This window comes from Pseudomonas sp. p99-361 (genome assembly GCF_003935475.1).
Lineage (GTDB): Bacteria > Pseudomonadota > Gammaproteobacteria > Pseudomonadales > Pseudomonadaceae > Aquipseudomonas > Aquipseudomonas juntendi.
In genome coordinates this window covers 14,556-33,562 of sequence record NZ_RHQO01000023.1, presented here as the reverse complement: position 1 = coordinate 33,562, position 19,007 = coordinate 14,556, and the positions used below count along the sequence as shown (strand labels likewise).

The window sequence follows — 19,007 nt, the reverse complement described above, 5'->3', positions numbered from 1 at the left end:
TCAGATCTCGTCGAAGTCCAGCTTCTCGCCAGCCCGCTCCCAGACGATGCGCTCGAGCATTTCGCCCAGCAGCTCTTCGCTCTTTTCGCAGACCCACTTATTACTCTCTTCGTCGTAGTCGAAGTGGAAACCACCGGAACGGTCAGCCAGCCACAGTTGGCGCAGCGGCTCCTGACGGCTGAAGATCAGCTGAGCGCCGCCTTCGAACTTGACGGTGAGCACGCCAGCGGAATTCTCCATGTCCAGGTCCAGGCCGCTCTCGTCGAACAGGTCTTCCAGGGCCTGTTGGGTCGCGTCGACCAGATCGTGGAAACGCGCTTCACTCAAACTCATTGCAGGAACCTCGAAATTGGCGGCATTACAGGCAAGCCGGGGAAGATACGGGCGCAACGCGCCAGCCGCAAGCTGCTAGCTACAAGCCGCAAGAAAAAGCCCAGCCTACACCCGATCGCTTTTTCTTGCCGCTTGAAGCTTGAAGCTTGCCGCGTCTGCTGCCCGCCCGGCGGACCGGCCCTTGCATAGGCAAGCCGCCGGTCGCTCGGTATACTCGGGCGCAATACTGCATTTTCTAAGGATTTCACCCATGAAGCGCCTGATTTCCTCCTTCGCGGCGCTGGTCGCTGTTGCCTGCCTCGTTTCGGCCTGCGGCCAGAAAGGCCCGCTGTATCTGCCGGACGACGGCGATAACGCTAAAGCGCACAAGTCGCACCAGCACTCGTCGAAAGCCAAGCCGACCGCGGTCCAGGAGCAGCCGCCAGCGCCCGAGTCCGAGCCCGAGCAGTCGCCTGCGCAGTAAAGGAAACCAGATGAACGCTTTCAACTACCGCGACGGCGAGCTGTTCGCGGAGGGTGTAGCCCTGTCGGCCATCGCCGAACGCCATGGCACGCCTACCTACGTGTACTCGCGCGCTCACATCGAGGCCCAGTACCGCAGCTACACCGACGCCCTGCAAGGCGCCGAGCACCTGGTGTGCTTTGCGGTCAAGGCCAACTCCAACCTCGGCGTGCTGAACGTGCTGGCACGCCTGGGTGCAGGTTTCGACATTGTCTCCGGCGGCGAGCTGGAGCGTGTGCTGGCGGCCGGTGGCCGCGCCGACCGCGTGGTGTTCTCCGGCGTGGGGAAAACCCGCGAAGACATGCGCCGCGCCCTGGAAGTGGGTGTGCACTGCTTCAACGTGGAGTCCACTGACGAGCTGGAGCGCCTGCAGGTGGTGGCCGCCGAAATGGGCAAGGTTGCCCCGGTATCGCTGCGGGTCAACCCGGACGTGGACGCCGGTACCCACCCTTACATCTCCACTGGCCTTAAAGAAAACAAGTTCGGCATCGCCATTGCCGACGCCGAAGCCATCTACGTGCGTGCGGCGCAGTTGCCGAACCTTGAAGTGGTCGGTGTCGACTGCCACATCGGCTCCCAGCTGATCACCATCGACCCGTTCCTCGACGCGCTCGACCGCCTGCTGGTGCTGGTCGACCGCCTGGCCGAGTGCGGCATTCACCTGCGCCATCTGGACCTGGGCGGCGGGGTCGGGGTCCGCTACCGTGACGAACAGCCGCCGTTGGTGGCCGAGTACATCAAGGCCATCCGCGAGCGCGTTGGCGACCGCGACCTGGCCCTGGTGTTCGAGCCTGGCCGCTATATCGTGGCCAATGCCGGCGTGTTGCTGACCCGCGTGGAATACCTCAAGCACACCGAGCACAAGGACTTCGCCATCATCGATGCGGCGATGAACGACCTGATCCGCCCGGCCTTGTACCAGGCCTGGATGGGCGTCAGTGCGGTCAAGCCGCGTGGCGGTGAAGGCCGTGCCTATGACCTGGTCGGGCCGATCTGCGAGACCGGCGACTTCCTCGGCAAGGACCGCGTCCTCGACCTGGCCGAAGGTGATTTGCTGGCTGTCGAGTCGGCGGGCGCCTATGGTTTTGTCATGAGTTCCAACTACAACACCCGTGGTAGATGCGCCGAAATCCTGGTTGACGGTGACCAGGCGTTCGAAGTACGCCGCCGCGAGACCATCGCCGAACTGTACGCTGGCGAAAGCCTGCTGCCGGAGTAAGCCCATGCTACTGCGTTTTACCAAGATGCATGGGCTGGGCAACGACTTCATGGTCCTGGACCTGGTCAGCCAGCACGCCCACATCCAGCCCAAGCACGCCAAGCAATGGGGTGACCGTCACACCGGCATCGGCTTCGACCAGTTGCTGATCGTCGAGGCGCCGAACAACCCGGAAGTGGACTTCCGCTACCGTATCTTCAATGCCGACGGCTCCGAAGTGGAGCAGTGCGGCAACGGTGCGCGCTGCTTCGCCCGTTTCGTGCTGGACAAGCGCCTGACCGCGAAAAAACGCATTCGCGTGGAAACCAAGAGCGGCATCATCGTGCTGGACGTGCAAAACGACGGCCAGGTGAGTGTCGACATGGGCCCACCGCGCTTCACCCCTGCCGAAATCCCCTTCGTCGCCGACGCGCAGGCGCTGAACTACCCACTGGAAGTCGACGGCCAATTGCATTCGATTGCCGCCGTGTCCATGGGTAACCCGCATGCCGTGCTGCGTGTCGACGACGTGCGTACTGCCCCCGTGCATGAACTGGGCCCGAAGATCGAAAACCACCCACGCTTCCCCCAACGGGTGAATGCTGGCTTCCTTCAGGTCATCGACCGCCACCGGGCCAACCTGCGCGTGTGGGAACGCGGCGCGGGCGAAACCCAGGCCTGCGGCACCGGCGCCTGCGCCGCCGCCGTGGCGGCGATCAGCCAGGGCTGGATGGACTCCCCGGTATCCCTCGACCTGCCAGGTGGCCGCCTGCACATCGAATGGGCCGGCCCCGGCAAGCCCGTGGTGATGACCGGCCCGGCCGTACGCGTCTACGAAGGACAGGTTCGTCTCTAAGCGAGTAACCGCCATGACCGATCAGCCCAAGGTTGTACCCCAGCAGTCCGCCGAGCTCGATGCCGAGGCGGTGGTCGCCTACCTGCGCGCCCACCCTACCTTCTTCAGCGAGCACGACGAGTTGCTGATCGAACAGCGTATTCCGCACCAGCGTGGCGACAGCGTGTCGCTGGTCGAGCGCCAGCTCAAGCTGCTGCGCGACCGCAACATCGAGATGCGCCACCGCCTGTCACAACTGATGGACGTGGCCCGTGACAACGACCGGCTGTTCGACAAGACGCGCCGGCTGATCCTCGACCTGCTTGATGCCGGTAGCCTGGAAGAAGTGGTCATGGCCGTCGAAGACAGCCTGCGCCAGGAGTTTCAGGTGCCCTTTGTCAGCCTGATCCTGTTCGGTGACAACGTTGCCCCCGTGGGGCGCTGGGTCAGCAATGCCGAGGCCCAACAGGCCATCGGTGCCCTGTTGGGCGGTGGCAAGACGGTCAGCGGCAACCTGCGCGAACATGAACTGGCCTTCCTGTTCGGCGAGGAACAGCGCCGCGAGGTCGGCTCCAGCGCCGTGGCCGCGCTGGAGTACCAGGGGTTGCATGGGGTGCTGGCAATCGGTAGCCGAGACCCGCAACACTACAAGAGCAGCGTCGGCACGTTGTTCCTCGGCTACATCGCCGAAGTGCTCGGCCGTGTCGTGCCACGGGTGACCCAGACCCTGCGTTCGGTACGCTGATGGAACGCCAGCTGGAGGCTTATTGCGCACACCTGCGCAGTGAGCGCCAGGTGTCGGAGCACACCTTGCTGGGCTACCGTCGCGACCTGGACAAGGTCATTGCCTATTGCAAGGAGCACGGTATTGCCGACTGGCAAGCGCTGCAGATTCAGCAGTTGCGTCAGCTGGTCGCCCGCCTGCATCACCATGGTCAGGCCTCGCGCAGCCTGGCGCGGCTGCTGTCCGCTGTACGCGGCCTGTACCGTTACCTGAACCGCGAAGGCCTGTGCCAGCACGACCCTGCCGCCGGCTTGAGTGCCCCCAAGGGCGAGCGCAAGCTACCCAAGGTGCTGGACACCGACCGTGCGCTGCAGCTACTCGATGGCGGCGTGGACGACGACTTCATTGCCCGCCGTGACCAGGCCATGATGGAGCTGTTCTATTCCTCGGGCCTGCGCCTGTCTGAGCTGACCAACCTCGACCTGGATCACCTGGACCTTGCCGCCGGCCTGGTGCAGGTACTGGGCAAAGGCGGCAAGGCGCGGGTGCTACCGGTCGGCCGCAAGGCCCGCGAAGCGCTGAAGGAATGGTACCGTTTGCGCGGCATCGGCAACCCGCGCGACCGCGCCGTGTTCATTACCCGCCAGGGCAACCGCATCAGCCCCCGTACCGTACAGCAGCGGGTCAAGGCCGTGGGTGAACGTGAACTGGGCCAACACCTGCACCCGCACATGCTCCGCCATTCCTTCGCCAGCCATGTGCTGGAATCGTCCCAGGACCTGCGCGCAGTGCAAGAGATGCTCGGCCATGCCGACATCAGCACCACGCAAATCTATACCCATCTGGACTTCCAGCACCTGGCGGCGGTGTACGACAGCGCCCACCCCCGGGCCAAACGCAGCAAAGGCACAGACTCATGAGCATCAAGCTGATCACCTTCGACCTCGACGACACCCTGTGGGACACCGCGCCAGTGATTGCCAGTGCGGAAGTCGTGCTGCGCGACTGGCTCGAAGCCAACGCCCCCCTCCTGGGCGGGGTGCCGGTGGAACACCTGTTCGCCATCCGCGAACGCCTGGTGCAGGCCGAGCCCGGCCTGAAGCACCGCATCAGTGCCCTGCGCCGGCGGGTACTGTTCCATGCCCTGGAAGAAGTCGGCTACAGCGAGAAACACGCACAGGACCTGGCCAATGAAGGCTTCGAGGTGTTCCTGCATGCTCGCCACCAGGTGCAGATCTTCCCCGAGGTGCAGCCAGTGCTGGAGATCCTGCGGCATCAGTACACCCTGGGCGTTGTCACCAATGGCAATGCCGACGTCAGCCGGCTGGGGCTGGCGGATTACTTCCGCTTCGCCCTGTGTGCCGAGGACCTGGGCATTGGCAAGCCGGACCCGGCGCCGTTTTTGGAGGCCTTGCGGCGTGGCGAGGTGGACGCCGGTGCGGCGGTGCACATTGGTGATCACCCGGCTGACGACATTGCCGGTGCCCAGCGCGCCGGGCTGCGCGCGGTGTGGTTCAACCCGCAGGGCAAGGCTTGGGCGGGCGAGCAGGCCCCGGATGCCGAGATCCGGCGCCTGTCGCAGCTGCCCGACGTGCTCGCGCGCTGGCGCTGACAGGGGCCGCTTTGCGGCCCATTCGCGGGCACGCCCGCTCCCACAGGGACCGTGCAGGTCCCAAGACCTGTGGTGAACCTGTGGGCGCGGGCGTGCCCGCGAAGCGGCCGGCACAGGCACAAAAAAGCCCGCAGCGACGGCGGGCTTCTTGACGATCAGCCACTCAGATAGGGCGGCTGCCGTACTTGTTGTCCGGCTTCTTGGGCGGGTCGGCGACCACGTTGGCCTCGACTTCCTGCACCTTGCCACCGCGCGACAGAAATTCTTCCATCGCCTTGGCCAGTGCATCACGCTCTTTCTGCTTGGCTTCCATGCTCGGCATCTCGTCTACCGAGACTGCCGCCTTGGATTTGCCCTTGGCAGCGGGTGCCGGGCTGCTGTCGTCATCACCAGCGTCTTCGACGCCGTCATCAGCCGCCGCTTCGAGGCCTTCATCGCCCTCGTCTTCGTCACCTACTTCGAGGTCATCATTTTCCAGATCGTCGTCGCTCATGTTCTACCTCATGACTTGCGAAAAGCAGGTTAGTTATAGACCAGTGCAGCCGTAGACCGGCAGCTACCAGTGAAAATTCAACTGGCCGTGGGTTAGGCCACTGCCCTTGGGGCCGGCGCTCCTGATGGGAGGCGGTACCCAGCAGGCCCTGCTCCTGGCAGAACCTGACAAATCCATTAGCCCCTGCTGGCCACTCGCTATTGGCAAGCCTAGCAAAGGCTGGTTGAAGTGCGCGGACTGCTCGTCAAACACCCTTCGGCGCGCATTCTAGCGCGCCGGTAGAAAAAGCAAAGCACCATAAATGCCCTACGACTTGTAAGTTTTTTGCCTACGTCGCGAACGTGCCGAATAAACCGTTTGCCGAGCGGGAAATGTTAAAAATCTGGCAAAAAAATGCCCGGCAAGCCGGGCAAGTTTTTACCGCGTCGCAGTTACAGGTTGTAGCCGCGCTCGTTGTGCTGAGCCAGGTCGAGACCGACCGACTCTTCTTCTTCGTTGACCCGCAGGCCCATCACCAGGTCCAGCACCTTGAGAATCACGTAGGTGACGATGGCGGTGTAGACCACGGTAAAGATCACGCCTTTGGCCTGTACCCAGACCTGCATGCCAATGTCGGTGACAGTACCGAAGCCGCCCAGTGCCGGGGCTGCGAACACGCCGGTGAGGATGGCACCGATGATGCCGCCCACACCGTGAACACCGAAGGCGTCCAGCGAGTCGTCATAGCCCAGCTTGCGCTTGAGGGTGGTGGCGCAGAAGTAGCAGATCACACCCGAAGCCAGGCCGATTACCAGGGCACCCATGGGGCCCACGGTACCCGCGGCCGGGGTGATGGCGACCAGGCCGGCAACCACACCCGAAGCGATGCCCAGGGCGCTCGGCTTGCCGTGGCCGATCCACTCGGCGAACATCCAGCCCAGTGCCGCAGCGGCGGTGGCGATCTGGGTCACCAGCATGGCCATGCCGGCGGTGCCGTTGGCCGCTGCAGCAGAACCTGCGTTGAAGCCGAACCAGCCGATCCACAGCATGGCCGCGCCCATCAGGGTGTAGCCCAGATTGTGGGGCGCCATCGGGGTGGTCGGGTAGCCTTTGCGCTTGCCCAGTACCAGGCAGCAGACCAGGCCGGCGATACCTGCGTTGATGTGCACCACGGTGCCGCCAGCGAAGTCCAGTACGCCCCAGTCCCACATCAGTGCACCGTCACCGCTCCACACCATGTGCGCGATTGGCGCGTATACCAGGGTGAACCAGATACCCATGAACACCAGCATCGCGGAGAACTTCATGCGCTCGGCGAAGGCACCGACGATCAGCGCCGGGGTGATGATGGCGAAGGTCATCTGGAAGGTGATGAACACCGCTTCAGGGAACAGCGCAGTGGCCGAAGTCAGGCTCTCGGGCGTGACACCGCTGAGGAAGGCCTTGGAGAAGCCGCCAACGAACGAATTGAAATTGAGTACGCCTTTTTCCATACCGGCGGTATCGAAGGCCATGCTATAGCCGTAGACGACCCAGAGAATGCTCATCAGGCCGGTGATTGCAAAGCACTGCATCATCACCGACAGCACGTTCTTGGAACGCACCATGCCGCCATAGAACAGGGCCAGGCCCGGAATGGTCATGAACAGCACCAGCGCCGTCGCGGTCAGCATCCAGGCGGTGTCGCCGGAGTTCAGCGCTGGGGCAGCTTCCTCTGCCAGGGCGAGCCCGGGGGTTACGAGGGACAATAGGGCTCCTAGCCCTGCGATCTTACGCAGAGTCATGTTGTTTTCTCCTGGGGCTTTGGGTTTGGTGAGGCTTTGTTGTTGCTTAGATCGCGTCGGTATCGGTTTCGCCGGTACGGATACGGATCGCCTGCTCCAGATTCACCACGAAAATCTTGCCGTCACCGATCTTGCCGGTGTTGGCTGCCTTGGTGATGGCTTCGATTACCCGATCAAGGTCCTTGTCATCGATGGCGACATCGATCTTCACCTTGGGCAGGAAATCGACCACATACTCAGCACCGCGGTACAGCTCGGTGTGGCCCTTCTGGCGACCGAAACCTTTGACTTCGGTGACGGTGATACCCTGCACGCCGATTTCCGACAGTGACTCGCGCACGTCGTCCAGCTTGAACGGCTTGATGATGGCTGTGACTAGCTTCATGAAACTCTCTCCCGATTTGGTGGACTTGCCCCAGGAAAACAAACCCGTCTCAAGTCTAAGCGCAGCGGTTAGCTTTGTAACGCGTCGTCGGCATCCGGCTCCGCGTGCGCACTGCCTGGTCACAAGGAACTGCATCAGTGCATGGCTCGAACTGGTCTTTGCAGAAACCTTGCCAGTTCCGCCAAAGCCACGAAAAACAGCGAGTTATGTGATTTAGTCAGGATTGGCCAGTCGCCAGCATGCAGATCATGCACAGTTTCGGTGCGCGCAGGCGGGGGCTGCTGCTCGAAAAACGTGCAATACCGCGCGAGCGTCTGTGAAAGAAAGGCCCATGTGCGTGCGTGCTACACTGCTGGCCATTTCTCGGTTTCAATGGAAAGCCCCATGCTCGCGCCCAAAGCCCTTCTCGATGCCCTGAGCGACCAGGCCTCGCGCCTGTTCAGCAGCGATACCGCACAGCCTCGCGCCGAACTGGAAAGCCAGTTCAAAGTGCTGATGCAAGGGGCGTTCAGCAAACTGGACCTGGTCAGCCGTGACGAATTCGACAGCCAGATGGTCGTGCTGGCGCGCACCCGTGCACGCCTTGAGGCCCTGGAGCAACAGGTAGCAGAGCTGGAAGCGCGGCTGGCCCCTACTGCCCAGCAGGACTGAACCAGCCCTGCTGCTGCCACACGTCAGGCGGAAACCCGCAGGGCGTTCAGCTTAGGCGGCCTGGGCGGTAGCTCACTGGCATGCAGGGTGCCGCGCAACAGCGCTGCACCACATTGGGTGAACAGTGTTTTCACCCGGTTGTGCGAGTTGAGTATCTGGGCCTGGATACGCGCGATGGTGGCGTCTGCCGGCTGCAAGCTGGCCGCACGGTTGGCCCATTCGATGGCGGCAAAGCGGCTTTGCTTGCGGGTGCCGCGCCCCTGCATCCAGGCCAGCCCCAGCTCGACACTGGCGCGTGCGGCAACTCCCAGGTCAGGGTGCTCGACCAGGCTCAACAGGTACGCCACAGCCTCGGCCCGCTCCCGAGAGTTGCCGAACTGGCGCAACAGGATGCCCAGATGCAAACGCGCGCGGGCATTGGTTTGGGCATCGCCCAGCGCGTCCACCAGCAGGTGCCTGACGGCCAGCATGGCGCTGCGCTCGCTGAGGTCCTCGCCACCCTTCATGCGCAGGCACGCCAGCTTGTATTTGGCCCGGCGGCTGCCCGCTGCCACTGCGCGCCGTAGCCAATGTTCAGCGGCCTGGCGATCAATGTACTCCTGCGGGGTATTCGCCTGGCCACCACAGTACAAGTCATACAAGCCAAGGGCTGCCCCCGGCAGGTTCAGTTCGGCACAACGCTCATACAGGTAGACGGCCACTTCATGGCGTTTGGCAGCCAACAGCAGGCGCGCCGCCGCAAGCACCGTGAACCCCGGCGCATGGCCTGCCAGCTGGCGTTTCACCGCCCGCTGCGACCATGCCCGGGCCTGCTCGGCCGAGCGTGGCAGCCCCCACAGACCAAAGCAGTGCCCTGCGGCGCGCAAGGCACAGGCGCCCGCATGGCAGCGCCCGTCGCACAGGCGCACGAGGGCGCGGCGCAGCAACTGCTGCTCATCCGCCAGGCCGTCGCGCAGTATCAGCTCGGCCAGGCAACGGAACGGCTCGCCCATGGCCCCGATCGCTCCATGATCGGCATTGCATGCCAGGCTTGCGGCAAAGTCGCCAATCGCGCCGGCCTGATCGTGCAATGCAGTACAGCGCAACGCCCCCCGCCAGGCCAGCAGTACTGCGCGCTCCCTTGGCCTCAGCGGGCGCTGTGCCCAGGCGTCGAACAACTGCTGCCAGGTGGCCACGGCCTGCAACTGGTCGGCAGCCGGCAACAGTAGCTGTTCTTCGACGGCCATCCAGCGCAAGGCGTTACGCAGGCGCTCGTCCCAACTGGCGCACAACGGGCCGCTGGCCAACAGTTCAAGCGCATCGGCACCGGCGCCCGACCGCGGCAACCGGTAGATAGCCAGGGCCTGGATGGCTTCGAAGCAACCGGGGCGCAGGTCCAGTGCGTGGCGGAGCCAGTAGTAACGCGGGTCCTGGGTGTCCTGGTAGGTCCGCTTGGCCAGGCAGGCGGGCAAGCTGCTTGGCAGTTCCGCCAGCGGTTGCACCCCATGCCTGACCAACAGCGGCGCGGCGGCTTCCTGCACCTCCACGTCGGCATGGGCACTGGGCCGATAGCGCGCAGGCCGCCCGTTGAACAACTCGGCCAACCAGCCAGGCTCGCGCAACTGCGCACTGACGCGCAGCATGCCGATGGCCGCTGCCAGCGGTTGCGCCGAACGCTCCAGGGCCTGCAGCAGGTGCGCAGTCGCGGTTTCGCATATCTGCCCTACGGCCAGCACACGCGCAGCGTTGGGTTGGCCATCAGCCTGTACCCGGCAAGCGCGGTGGAAGCAGTGCATGCCCATTACCACGTGCGGGTGGTAAGCCTTGGGGCAGGCATCGACCCAGGCTTTGAGCACCTGGCTCGGGGCTTTGTCGCCCTGGTTGTCGAGGTCGGCGAACATGTGGCCTTCCAGGGCCGCCAGGTAGGCCGGAAACTCGCCGGGCGGCGCCTGATACCACTGCGCCTCGAGGCGGTCGAAAAAACGGGTAAGTTCAACGAATGCGCGGGCCTGCACCAGTTCGCGGATTACCTGGTGAGTGTGGGTGAGCGTTTGCACGGAGCAATTCCTCAAGTCCATTTGGAAGAAGGGACAGTGCCATTCCATAGCAACTGCAGTTGCCCAACAACACTAAGCCATACCCGGCCCCTGCGCAAAGAATATTGGATCCACCTTTTGCTCAGAGGTGTAAAAATCCGCGATAAATCCCTGCCCGGAAAAACCACGACGCACACTTCTTGCGCCGGCAGTAGGAGCGCTGGCTATCCTGTGCGCTACCGCAGGAAGCGGCCTTCACCCGCGACAACGGAGCGTCCATGTCCCTAGCCCTCGTCCATAGCCGCGCCCAGGTGGGCGTACAGGCACCGGCGGTCAGCGTCGAAACGCACCTGACCAATGGCTTGCCGCACCTCACCCTGGTCGGCCTACCGGAAACCACCGTCAAGGAAAGCAAAGACCGGGTACGCAGCGCCATCGTCAATTCCGGGTTGAACTACCCACAACGGCGCATCACCCAGAACCTGGCCCCCGCCGACCTGCCCAAGGATGGCGGGCGCTACGACCTGGCCATTGCCTTGGGCATCCTCGCCGCCGACGGTCAACTGCCAACCGCGGCCCTTGCCGAGCTTGAATGCCTGGGCGAACTGGCACTGTCTGGCACGTTGCGCCCGGTGCAGGGGGTATTGCCGGCGGCACTGGCGGCCCGCGAAGCAGGCCGGGCGCTGGTGGTGCCACGGGAAAACGCCGAGGAGGCAAGCCTGGCCAGCGGCCTGGCGGTGTATGCCGTGGGGCACTTGCTGGAGCTGGTTGCCCACCTCAACGGCCAGGTGCCCCTGGCGCCCTATGCGGCCAAAGGTTTTATCCTGCAGCAACGGCCGTACCCGGACCTGAGCGAGGTGCAAGGGCAACTGGCAGCCAAGCGCGCCTTGCTGCTGGCAGCCGCCGGGGCGCACAACCTGTTGTTCACCGGCCCGCCCGGCACCGGCAAGACCTTGCTCGCCAGCCGGCTGCCCGGGCTGCTGCCGCCGCTGGACGAGCACGAGGCGCTGGAAGTGGCGGCGATCCAGTCGGTCAGCGGCCATGCACCGCTGAGCAACTGGCCGCAGCGCCCCTTTCGCCACCCGCACCACTCCGCCTCTGGCCCGGCACTGGTGGGGGGCAGCAGCCGGCCGCAACCTGGCGAAATCACCCTCGCCCACCACGGTGTGCTGTTCCTTGACGAGCTACCGGAATTCGAGCGCCGCGTGCTGGAGGTGTTACGCGAGCCATTGGAGTCCGGTGAAATCGTGATTGCCCGGGCCCGCGACAAGGTACGCTTTCCCGCGCGCTTTCAGCTGGTGGCGGCCATGAACCCCTGCCCGTGCGGCTATCTCGGCGACCCAACCGGCCGTTGCCGCTGCAGCACCGAGCAGATCGCCCGCTACCGCAACAAACTGTCCGGGCCACTGCTGGACCGCATCGACCTGCACCTGACCGTGGCCCGCGAAAGCACCACGCTGAACAACCAGCCTAGCGGTGAAACCAGTGCCGCTGTGGCTGTGAAAGTGGCACAGGCCCGAGCGCTGCAACACGGGCGTCAGGCCTGCGCGAATGCCTTCCTCGATCTCGAAGGTTTACGCCGGCATTGTGCCTTGAAAGCCGCCGACCAGGTCTGGCTTGAAAATGCCTGCGAGCGGCTGACGTTATCGCTGCGCGCGGCACACCGGTTGTTGAAGGTAGCGCGAACGCTGGCGGACCTGGAGGGGTGCGAGACCATTGGCCGGGCGCATCTGGCCGAGGCCCTGCAGTATCGGCCGGGGAGCAGTTAGGTTGCGCAGTGGCCTTGCAGGCAAGGGCCTGCACCACCCCTTGGTTTACTGGCGGCCAGCCAATGCCCGTTCAACCACCGCCAGCAATACCTCTTCAGAAAACGGCTTGCCCAGGCACTCCAGCGCCCCCAGCCGCGTCGCCGCGTGCATTGCGGCATCATCCCAATGCGCCGACATGCAGATCACCACTATCGGCCATTGCCGAAGCGCCAGCTCACGCTGCACGTGCAGCCCGCTCATGCCGGGCATCTTCAGATCGAGCAGCACGCAACCGGCCTGCCCTGCCCGTTCAGACGCCAGGAACGGGGCACCGCCGGCGAAGGTCAGGGTCTCGAACCCGGCTGAACGCAGCAGGTTGGCCAGGCTCTTGCGCACCGAAGCATCGTCATCGACGATGCATACCCATCTGCTCATGCGCCGCCCATGCCCTCCTGCTGTGTGCCGAGCACGTTGTGCATGGCCACCAACTCCACCAATGAGCGCGACTGCATCTTGTTCATGATGCTCTTCTTGTGCACCTTGGTGGTCACCTCACTGGTGCCGATCTGCCTGGCGATCTGCTTGTGCGACAGGCCGTCGACCACCAGCGAGAACACTTGGCGCTCACGCGGGGTCAGGCGCTGGTACTTTTCCGCCACGAGCCGGGCATGGCGCCACTTGCGCCCTTCGGCCACGGCACGCACGCGCAGCGTACCCAGCAGGGCCAGCAACTGCTCCTCGTCAAAAGGCTTGGTGAGGAACTCCACGGCACCTGCGCGCATCGCCTGCACGGTCATCGCAATGGTGCCAAAGCCGGTCATGAACACGACCGGCCAGGGCAGCGCCAGCTGGCGCAGCGTTTCCTGCACTTGCAAGCCGGTGATATCGGGCAGGTGCATGTCGAGCAACAGGCAGGCGTAAGGGGTTTCCAGCCGGGCTTCAAACAGCGCCTCGGCACTGGCGAACAGATGATGGGGTATGCCCTGCGAGCGCAGCAGCCGGCCGAGCGCCGTGCGTACCGATGGGTCGTCATCAACCACCAGCACTCGCACATCCGCACTTTCGCCGGATGGCTCCAGGGTGTCGGCGCCTGCGCACAACGGCAAAGCCCCCAATGCCCGGCCTGGGGCCGCGAAGCTGATTTCGGCCGCCAACCGGTAGCCACGCCGAGGTACGGTCTGAATCAGCCCACGGTCGCCAAATGCCTTGCGCAGCAACGACACTTGGACCTGCAGGTTGTTGTCCTCGACCACGGTGCCGGCCCACACCTGGCTGAACAATTCTTCCTTGTCGACCACCCGGCCCTTGGCCCTGATCAGTGTGGCCAGCACCTCGAACGCGCGCCCGCCCAGCAGCATGGGCTTACCGTCGAGCAACACTTCGCGGCGCTCCAGGGACACCAGGGCATTGCCTATTCGGATCATGGCTTCCTCGCACGGGCACGGGCATTCGCGCAGCCACGAACAGCGTAGGCCAGCGGATGCGGTGGAACAATTATCCCGAGGGATAGGGTGTTCAAGGCACTATACAAGCGCCCGGAAAAGGCCAGGGGACGATAACGGACAACAGCGTGCCCGTTCCTGCCAAGCGGGCTGCAACCCGCATTCCCCATGGCCTGGCTGCGTATACTCACATCTCGGGATGTCGCCAGCAGGGGGGTGTTTCATGCGCGATGAACGCCTTGCTCACAGGCCCATCGATTACGACCAGACAGTCGACGAAAGCTGGCTCAACAACTGCGACATCACAGCGTTGGGCCAGGATGGCGAGCTCAGTTGCTTCCGCCTGTGCGACCCCACCAGCGGGCAAGCCTGGCTCGCCATGCGAGCACCGCTCGAAGCGCCCGCCGCCTGTCAGCGCCTGGAGCGCGACTACCGGCTGAAACTGGACCCACAGTGGGCAGTGGTGCCGTGCGCGTTCGTGCGTTCCCCCGAAGGCCCACTGCTGGTGTACCCGGCCGGTCACTCCATCGCCGACCTGCTCAGCGAAGGCCGGTTGGCGCTGGAGCCGTTCCTGGAGATTGCGCTGAACGCCGCCACTGCCTTGGCCCAGGCCCACCAAAGCCATGTACTGCACGGCGCCCTGCAGCCAGCCCATGTGCATGTGCAGGACAACTTGCAGGTGCGGCTGGGCGGGTTCCGTGCAACACCTGCGCATCCGCTCGGCGAGCAAGGCATGCCGCTCGGCAACTGGACCTACCTGGCGCCCGAGCAAGTCTGCCCGCACGGCAGCAACAACGACCTGCGCAGTGACATCTATGCCCTGGGGGCGATCCTGTACCAACTACTGCTCGGTGAATTGCCACTGACCGGGCGCGATACCCAGCACTGGCGTCAGCTGCATGCCGGGGTACAACCCAAGACCGCCTGCGAAGTCGACAACCGCGTGCCGCAGCCGCTGAGCAGCGTGCTGGCCAAGGCCCTGGCCAAGGAACCGGACGCACGCTACCAGAGCGCACACGCCCTGGCCGTGGACCTGGGCTACTGCCACCGGCAATGGGCTGCCAGCAAACACATGGCGGCCTTCGAACCAGGTTGCGCCGACCCGGTCGCCGCCCATGGCAGCCGCCTGTATGGCCGCGATGCCGAACAGCAGGCCATTGCGCTGCTGCTCAAGGGGTTGCGCCGCGACAGCACGCCGCAAGTGCTGCATATTCAAGGCGCCGCAGGCATGGGCAAGTCGAGCCTGGTGGCCGCTGCACTCAAGGCCAATGCTCAAGGGTACTGGGCGGTCGGCAAGTGCAACAGCGTGTCGCAGGCTGCGCCCTACGCGCCTTGGGTGGAAATCCTCGGCGCCCTGACCACCCAGTTGCTGGCCAAGGACAGCCACGAACTCGACGCTCTGCGCCACGACATCCTGCGCCGCATCCAAGGCCACGGCCGGCTGCTGGGCAAGCTGGCGCCAGACCTGCAGCTAGTGCTTGGCGCGTTGCCGCCACTGCCAGGCAAACTTACCCCCATGGCGCTGCAGAAGGAGCTGCGGGCCGTGGTCGAATTCCTTGCAGTATTCAGCCGCCCCGGCCTGCCACTGGTGCTGTTCATCGACGACCTCCAGTGGGTCGATGACGCCTCGCGCCAGCTCCTGGCGCAACTGCTGGCAAACGCGCCCGGCAACCTGCTGCTGATCTTTGCCCAACGCAGCGACACCGGCACTACCCAAGGCCCGGCCAGCGTCCCCCACACACTGCGCAGCACCACCCTGAACCTGCGCCCGCTGGCCGTTGGCGCGGTGGCCGAGTTGATCGCCGAGCGCTACCACGTGGATGCCGAAGCCGCCTTGGCACTGGCTGCACAGGTACATGAGAAGACCGCAGGCAACCCGTTCTTCATCCACCAGATCCTGCGCGCCATGGTCGAAGACCAGTTGTTCTTCTTCGATACCCAGGCCATGCGTTGGTCGTGGTGCCCACAGGCCGTGGCCCGGCACCGTTACGCCGACAATGTCGCCGAGCTGATGATCCACCGCCTGGCGCGCCTGCCCGCGCCACAGCGCGACGTACTGCGCATCGCCAGCGCCGCAGGCAGCCGCTGCGACAATGGCGTATTGCAGCGGGTGCTGGGGCGGGCGCCAGGCACTGCGGTGCAGGCCCTGATTGCCGCGGGCTTCCTGCTGTCGAGCCAGAGCGGCCTGGGCTTCGTGCATGACCGCGTGCAGGAAGCGGCGTATCAACTCACGCCAGGGCACGAGCGCGAAGCGCTGCATGCGCGCATTGCCCTGGCCATGCTCGGGGCTTGGCCAGACCGCTTGCAGGCGCTGCTGTTCGAGATTGCCCATCAGCTGCAACGCGCCAGCCCGTGCGGGTTTGCCGCAAATGACTGCGCAACCTTCCTGCAGCTTACGTACGAAGCGGCACAGCGGGCGCGTGACAGCCGCGCCTATGAGCAGGCCGCCGGCTACCTGCACACGGCACAACAGCTGCTCGAAGCCTGCAGTACGCTGGAAAGCCGCGCCACGCTTGGCTTTGCCATTGCCAGCATGGCAACGGAGTGCGACTTGCAACTGTCGCGCACGGTCGCCGCCCAGGCCCGCCTGGCTGAATGCCGCCAGCGTGCCGGCTCGACGCTGGAGCGGGCCAGGGTGTGCCAGTTGCAGGCACGCCTGGAGACCTTGCAGGGTAACTGCCAGGCTGCCATCGCCAGCGCGCTTGGCGGCCTGCGGATGCTGGGTATCGAACTCGCGCCAGGCCTTGACCCACACCAGGTGCAAGCCAGCCATGCCCGTGTGCAAAGCCTGATCGAGCAGAAAGGCCTCCACTGCCTGGAGTCGCTGCCACGCACCGACTCGCAAGAGGTGGTACTGGCAGTGGGTTTGCTGGCGACCCTGTCGTCATCCTTCCTGGTGCAGGACGACCTGTGTTTCCTGCACCTGGCCAAGCTCACGGAGCTGGCGTTGCTGCATGGCGTGGCGCCAGGGAGCACCTACGGCCTGGCCTGGTACGGGGTGATGTGCGCCGAGCGTTTTGGTGCTTATCACGATGGCCATGGTTGCTGCCTGGCGGCGCTCAAGCTGATCGAGCGCCACGGCCTGGAGGCCGACCTGAGCAGCGCGCTGCTCGCTCTGGACCAGCTCAGTGCCTGGACGTCGCCCATGGAGCTGGCCCGCCGCACCGCCGTGGAGGCCGTCGATTCGGCGCACCTGAGCGGCGACCTGGCCATGAGCTGCCATGCCTGCAACCACTTGGTTTCCGACTCGCTGATCATGGGCCGCTACCTGCCGGAAGTGGCCGAGGAAGTCGCCCAGGGCCTGGCCACTGCGCGCCGGCATGGCTACCTGGAGGTGGCGCAGACCCTGCTGGCCCAGCAAGCGTTCGTCGCCGCCCTCAGCGGCACCACCGGCACGACCGCAACCGCACCCTCGAACTCGCCCATTACACGGTTCTTCGAGTACCTGTTCGCCGGCATGAGCGCCTTCTACCTGGGCAACCATACGCAGGCCATGGCCAACCTGGCGCGGGCCGGCGACTACGCCTGGGCCGCGCCGGCCCACATCAACCTGGCCGACTATCACCTGTTCCGTGGCTTGCTCCTGGGCAGCCCGGAGGCCCCCGGCCGCCTTGCCGACAAGCTGCACGCACTACAGGCATTGCGTGAGCGCTTCGCTCACTGGGCAGGCTTCAACCCGGCCACGTTCCGCAACAAATTGCTGCTGATCGAAGGGGTGATCGCCAAGCTGGAGGGCGACGGGTTGGCCGCCATTCGTTGCTTCGACCAGGCCCAGATCGCCGCCACCGCTGCCGGCTTCATCCACGAACAGGCGCTGGCCCATGAGCAACTGGCGGAAGTGTGCATCCCCAGCGGCCTGATTTCCGGTGCCAACCTGCACCTGCGCGTCGCTCGCGATTGTTTCCACATCTGGGGCGCAACCGGCAAGGTGCAGCAACTCGAGACCCTGCATCCGTTCCTGCGCACCCAGCCGATCCAGGAAACCCAGCGTGCCACGCAGCAGGCCAGGCTGGACCTTGAGGCCGGTATCGAAGCGGCGCGAGCGCTGTCCGAGGAGGTGCTGCTGGAAGGCCTGATCGAAACCCTGATGGGCCACCTGACCGAGCACTCCGGCGCCGACCACGGTGCGCTGCTGATCGTCAGCGGTGCCGAATTCCAGATGGCCGCCCTCGCCTACATCGACGATGCCGGGCTGCACGTGAACATGGACAATTGCCAGAAATTCATGACCCAGGCGCCGTTGTCGGTCATCAACACCACCATGCGTACGCGCAAGCCGCTGGTGCTGAGTGATGCGCAAAGCGATTGCCCCGAAGCCTTTCGCCAGGACCTGCAGGCACGTGGCGCCCGCTCGGTACTGTGCCTGCCCCTGGTGATCCAGGGGGTGCTGATCGGCCTGGTGTACTTGGAAAACCGCCTGGTACCCGGCCTGTTCGGCAGCCAGCGCCTGGCCATGCTGGAGATCCTGGCGGCGCAGGCCGCGGTGTCACTGCAAACGGCCAAGTTCTACACGCGCCTGGCCGAAGACAACCAGAGCCGGGCGCAGATAGAGGCGGAACGGCGTCATTCTCGCGCAGAGCTTGCGCGCACTGCCCACCTGCAAGTCATGAACGAACTGTCGGCCTCGATTGCCCACGAAATAAGCCAGCCGTTGCTGGGTATCGCTGCCAATGCCGCCGCCAGCCTGCGCTGGCTGAAGCGTGCAAAGCCCGACCTGGAAGAAGCGATGGCCGGGCTGGAGGACATCCGCAACGACAGCGAGCGTGCTGCCAACATCCTGCGGGCGTTGCGCTCGCTGGCCAAGCAGGCACCGCTGCAGCGCCAGGCGGTGAAGCTGGACGCGGTGATCCGCGAGGTGGTGCGCCTGACCTCGACCGATGCCGCCAAGGGTGCAGTGCAGGTGCAAACCCACTTGCACGCGGGGGTCAGCGTGGTGGCCGACCCGGTGCAGTTGCAACAGCTGATGTTCAACCTGATCACCAATGGCCTGGAGGCACTGGCGGGGTACCGTGCCGATGGCGTGCTGCGCATTGCCTCGGCGGTAGTTGCGGGGCAGGTAGAGATCTGTGTGGACGACAACGGGCCGGGCATTGCGGTTGAAGAACGCGAGCGCGTGTTCGATGCGTTCTACACCACCAAGGGCAGCGGCATGGGCATGGGGCTGGCGATCTGCAATTCGGTGGTGCAGGCCCACGGCGGCCAGTTGCAGGCGCTGGTGTCGGAGCTGGGCGGCTGCCGGATTCGCTTCACCCTGCCGGTCAGTGACCTCTAGCCTGTGCCGGCCTGTTCACGGTGCACCCGCACCT

Annotated in this window: 16 protein-coding genes; 9 read left to right on the top strand and 7 right to left on the bottom strand. The window is 64.8% G+C overall.

The window, feature by feature from the left end; all coding sequences use genetic code 11:
* The gene (gene cyaY, locus EGJ22_RS12690) at positions 1 to 333 is read right to left on the bottom strand and encodes an iron donor protein CyaY (protein ID WP_029887574.1); all 333 of its coding nucleotides are present in this window, start codon (positions 331 to 333) and stop codon (positions 1 to 3) included.
* A 250-nt stretch (positions 334 to 583) separates the two neighbouring features.
* Here cyaY and EGJ22_RS12685 point away from each other — a divergent pair, with 250 nt between their 5' ends.
* From EGJ22_RS12685 to EGJ22_RS12660, 6 genes are read left to right on the top strand one after another with little or no spacing between them, the layout of a single operon-like run.
* Complete coding sequence (locus EGJ22_RS12685; protein WP_009681650.1) at positions 584 to 796, top strand: lipoprotein; 213 nt, start codon at positions 584 to 586, stop codon at positions 794 to 796.
* 10 nt (positions 797 to 806) lie between these two features.
* A complete protein-coding gene (lysA, locus tag EGJ22_RS12680) occupies positions 807 to 2,054 on the top strand; it encodes a diaminopimelate decarboxylase (RefSeq protein ID WP_029887575.1) in 1,248 nt (415 codons plus the stop codon).
* A 4-nt stretch (positions 2,055 to 2,058) separates the two neighbouring features.
* Positions 2,059 to 2,889, top strand: a complete 831-nt coding sequence (dapF, locus tag EGJ22_RS12675; protein WP_009681648.1) for a diaminopimelate epimerase — start codon at positions 2,059 to 2,061, stop codon at positions 2,887 to 2,889.
* Positions 2,890 to 2,902: 13 nt separating this feature from the next.
* The gene (locus tag EGJ22_RS12670) at positions 2,903 to 3,613 is read left to right on the top strand and encodes a DUF484 family protein (protein WP_009681647.1); all 711 of its coding nucleotides are present in this window, start codon (positions 2,903 to 2,905) and stop codon (positions 3,611 to 3,613) included.
* A complete protein-coding gene (gene xerC, locus EGJ22_RS12665) occupies positions 3,613 to 4,512 on the top strand; it encodes a tyrosine recombinase XerC (RefSeq protein ID WP_029887576.1) in 900 nt (299 codons plus the stop codon). Before EGJ22_RS12670 ends, xerC begins: the two co-directional genes overlap by 1 nt.
* Positions 4,509 to 5,204 carry an HAD family hydrolase gene (locus tag EGJ22_RS12660; protein WP_064314325.1) on the top strand — a complete coding sequence of 232 codons (696 nt, stop codon included), beginning with the start codon at positions 4,509 to 4,511 and terminating at the stop codon, positions 5,202 to 5,204. Before xerC ends, EGJ22_RS12660 begins: the two co-directional genes overlap by 4 nt.
* Positions 5,205 to 5,367: 163 nt before the next feature.
* On the opposite strand, the gene sutA is transcribed toward EGJ22_RS12660, so the two are convergent.
* The 3 genes from sutA to glnK form a co-directional block, all read right to left on the bottom strand.
* Positions 5,368 to 5,697: a transcriptional regulator SutA gene (gene sutA / locus EGJ22_RS12655; protein WP_009681644.1), complete on the bottom strand. Its 330-nt coding sequence runs from the start codon at positions 5,695 to 5,697 to the stop codon at positions 5,368 to 5,370.
* A gap of 431 nt (positions 5,698 to 6,128) precedes the next feature.
* Positions 6,129 to 7,460 carry an ammonium transporter gene (locus EGJ22_RS12650; protein WP_029887805.1) on the bottom strand — a complete coding sequence of 444 codons (1,332 nt, stop codon included), beginning with the start codon at positions 7,458 to 7,460 and terminating at the stop codon, positions 6,129 to 6,131.
* A 46-nt stretch (positions 7,461 to 7,506) separates the two neighbouring features.
* Positions 7,507 to 7,845: a P-II family nitrogen regulator gene (gene glnK / locus EGJ22_RS12645; protein WP_002555808.1), complete on the bottom strand. Its 339-nt coding sequence runs from the start codon at positions 7,843 to 7,845 to the stop codon at positions 7,507 to 7,509.
* A gap of 384 nt (positions 7,846 to 8,229) precedes the next feature.
* On the opposite strand from glnK, the gene EGJ22_RS12640 reads away from it, so the two are divergent.
* A complete protein-coding gene (locus tag EGJ22_RS12640; protein ID WP_009681642.1) occupies positions 8,230 to 8,496 on the top strand; it encodes an accessory factor UbiK family protein in 267 nt (88 codons plus the stop codon).
* 23 nt (positions 8,497 to 8,519) lie between these two features.
* Here EGJ22_RS12640 and EGJ22_RS12635 read toward each other — a convergent pair whose 3' ends face one another.
* Positions 8,520 to 10,532 carry a DUF4034 domain-containing protein gene (locus EGJ22_RS12635; RefSeq protein ID WP_033745189.1) on the bottom strand — a complete coding sequence of 671 codons (2,013 nt, stop codon included), beginning with the start codon at positions 10,530 to 10,532 and terminating at the stop codon, positions 8,520 to 8,522.
* 257 nt (positions 10,533 to 10,789) lie between these two features.
* On the opposite strand from EGJ22_RS12635, the gene EGJ22_RS12630 reads away from it, so the two are divergent.
* Entirely contained in the window at positions 10,790 to 12,280 is a 1,491-nt protein-coding gene (locus tag EGJ22_RS12630; protein WP_125920278.1) for a YifB family Mg chelatase-like AAA ATPase, read from the top strand.
* A 45-nt stretch (positions 12,281 to 12,325) separates the two neighbouring features.
* Here EGJ22_RS12630 and EGJ22_RS12625 read toward each other — a convergent pair whose 3' ends face one another.
* Positions 12,326 to 12,694: a response regulator gene (locus EGJ22_RS12625; protein WP_009681637.1), complete on the bottom strand. Its 369-nt coding sequence runs from the start codon at positions 12,692 to 12,694 to the stop codon at positions 12,326 to 12,328.
* Positions 12,691 to 13,683 carry a response regulator gene (locus EGJ22_RS12620; protein ID WP_029887802.1) on the bottom strand — a complete coding sequence of 331 codons (993 nt, stop codon included), beginning with the start codon at positions 13,681 to 13,683 and terminating at the stop codon, positions 12,691 to 12,693. Before EGJ22_RS12620 ends, EGJ22_RS12625 begins: the two co-directional genes overlap by 4 nt.
* Positions 13,684 to 13,924: 241 nt before the next feature.
* Between EGJ22_RS12620 and EGJ22_RS12615 the strand changes: the two genes are divergently transcribed.
* Positions 13,925 to 18,973, top strand: a complete 5,049-nt coding sequence (locus EGJ22_RS12615; RefSeq protein ID WP_029887801.1) for an ATP-binding sensor histidine kinase — start codon at positions 13,925 to 13,927, stop codon at positions 18,971 to 18,973.
* The last annotated feature ends 34 nt before the right edge of the window (positions 18,974 to 19,007 follow it).

Bases quoted from the DNA above. Each gene is read 5' to 3' on its own strand.
- cyaY (WP_029887574.1), bottom strand. From the start codon at position 333: ATGAGTTTGAGTGAAGCGCGTTTCCACGATCTGGTCGACGCGACCCAA.
- EGJ22_RS12685 (WP_009681650.1), top strand. From the start codon at position 584: ATGAAGCGCCTGATTTCCTCCTTCGCGGCGCTGGTCGCTGTTGCCTGC.
- lysA (WP_029887575.1), top strand. From the start codon at position 807: ATGAACGCTTTCAACTACCGCGACGGCGAGCTGTTCGCGGAGGGTGTA.
- dapF (WP_009681648.1), top strand. From the start codon at position 2,059: ATGCTACTGCGTTTTACCAAGATGCATGGGCTGGGCAACGACTTCATG.
- EGJ22_RS12670 (WP_009681647.1), top strand. From the start codon at position 2,903: ATGACCGATCAGCCCAAGGTTGTACCCCAGCAGTCCGCCGAGCTCGAT.
- xerC (WP_029887576.1), top strand. From the start codon at position 3,613: ATGGAACGCCAGCTGGAGGCTTATTGCGCACACCTGCGCAGTGAGCGC.
- EGJ22_RS12660 (WP_064314325.1), top strand. From the start codon at position 4,509: ATGAGCATCAAGCTGATCACCTTCGACCTCGACGACACCCTGTGGGAC.
- sutA (WP_009681644.1), bottom strand. From the start codon at position 5,697: ATGAGCGACGACGATCTGGAAAATGATGACCTCGAAGTAGGTGACGAA.
- EGJ22_RS12650 (WP_029887805.1), bottom strand. From the start codon at position 7,460: ATGACTCTGCGTAAGATCGCAGGGCTAGGAGCCCTATTGTCCCTCGTA.
- glnK (WP_002555808.1), bottom strand. From the start codon at position 7,845: ATGAAGCTAGTCACAGCCATCATCAAGCCGTTCAAGCTGGACGACGTG.
- EGJ22_RS12640 (WP_009681642.1), top strand. From the start codon at position 8,230: ATGCTCGCGCCCAAAGCCCTTCTCGATGCCCTGAGCGACCAGGCCTCG.
- EGJ22_RS12630 (WP_125920278.1), top strand. From the start codon at position 10,790: ATGTCCCTAGCCCTCGTCCATAGCCGCGCCCAGGTGGGCGTACAGGCA.
- EGJ22_RS12625 (WP_009681637.1), bottom strand. From the start codon at position 12,694: ATGAGCAGATGGGTATGCATCGTCGATGACGATGCTTCGGTGCGCAAG.
- EGJ22_RS12620 (WP_029887802.1), bottom strand. From the start codon at position 13,683: ATGATCCGAATAGGCAATGCCCTGGTGTCCCTGGAGCGCCGCGAAGTG.
- EGJ22_RS12615 (WP_029887801.1), top strand. From the start codon at position 13,925: ATGCGCGATGAACGCCTTGCTCACAGGCCCATCGATTACGACCAGACA.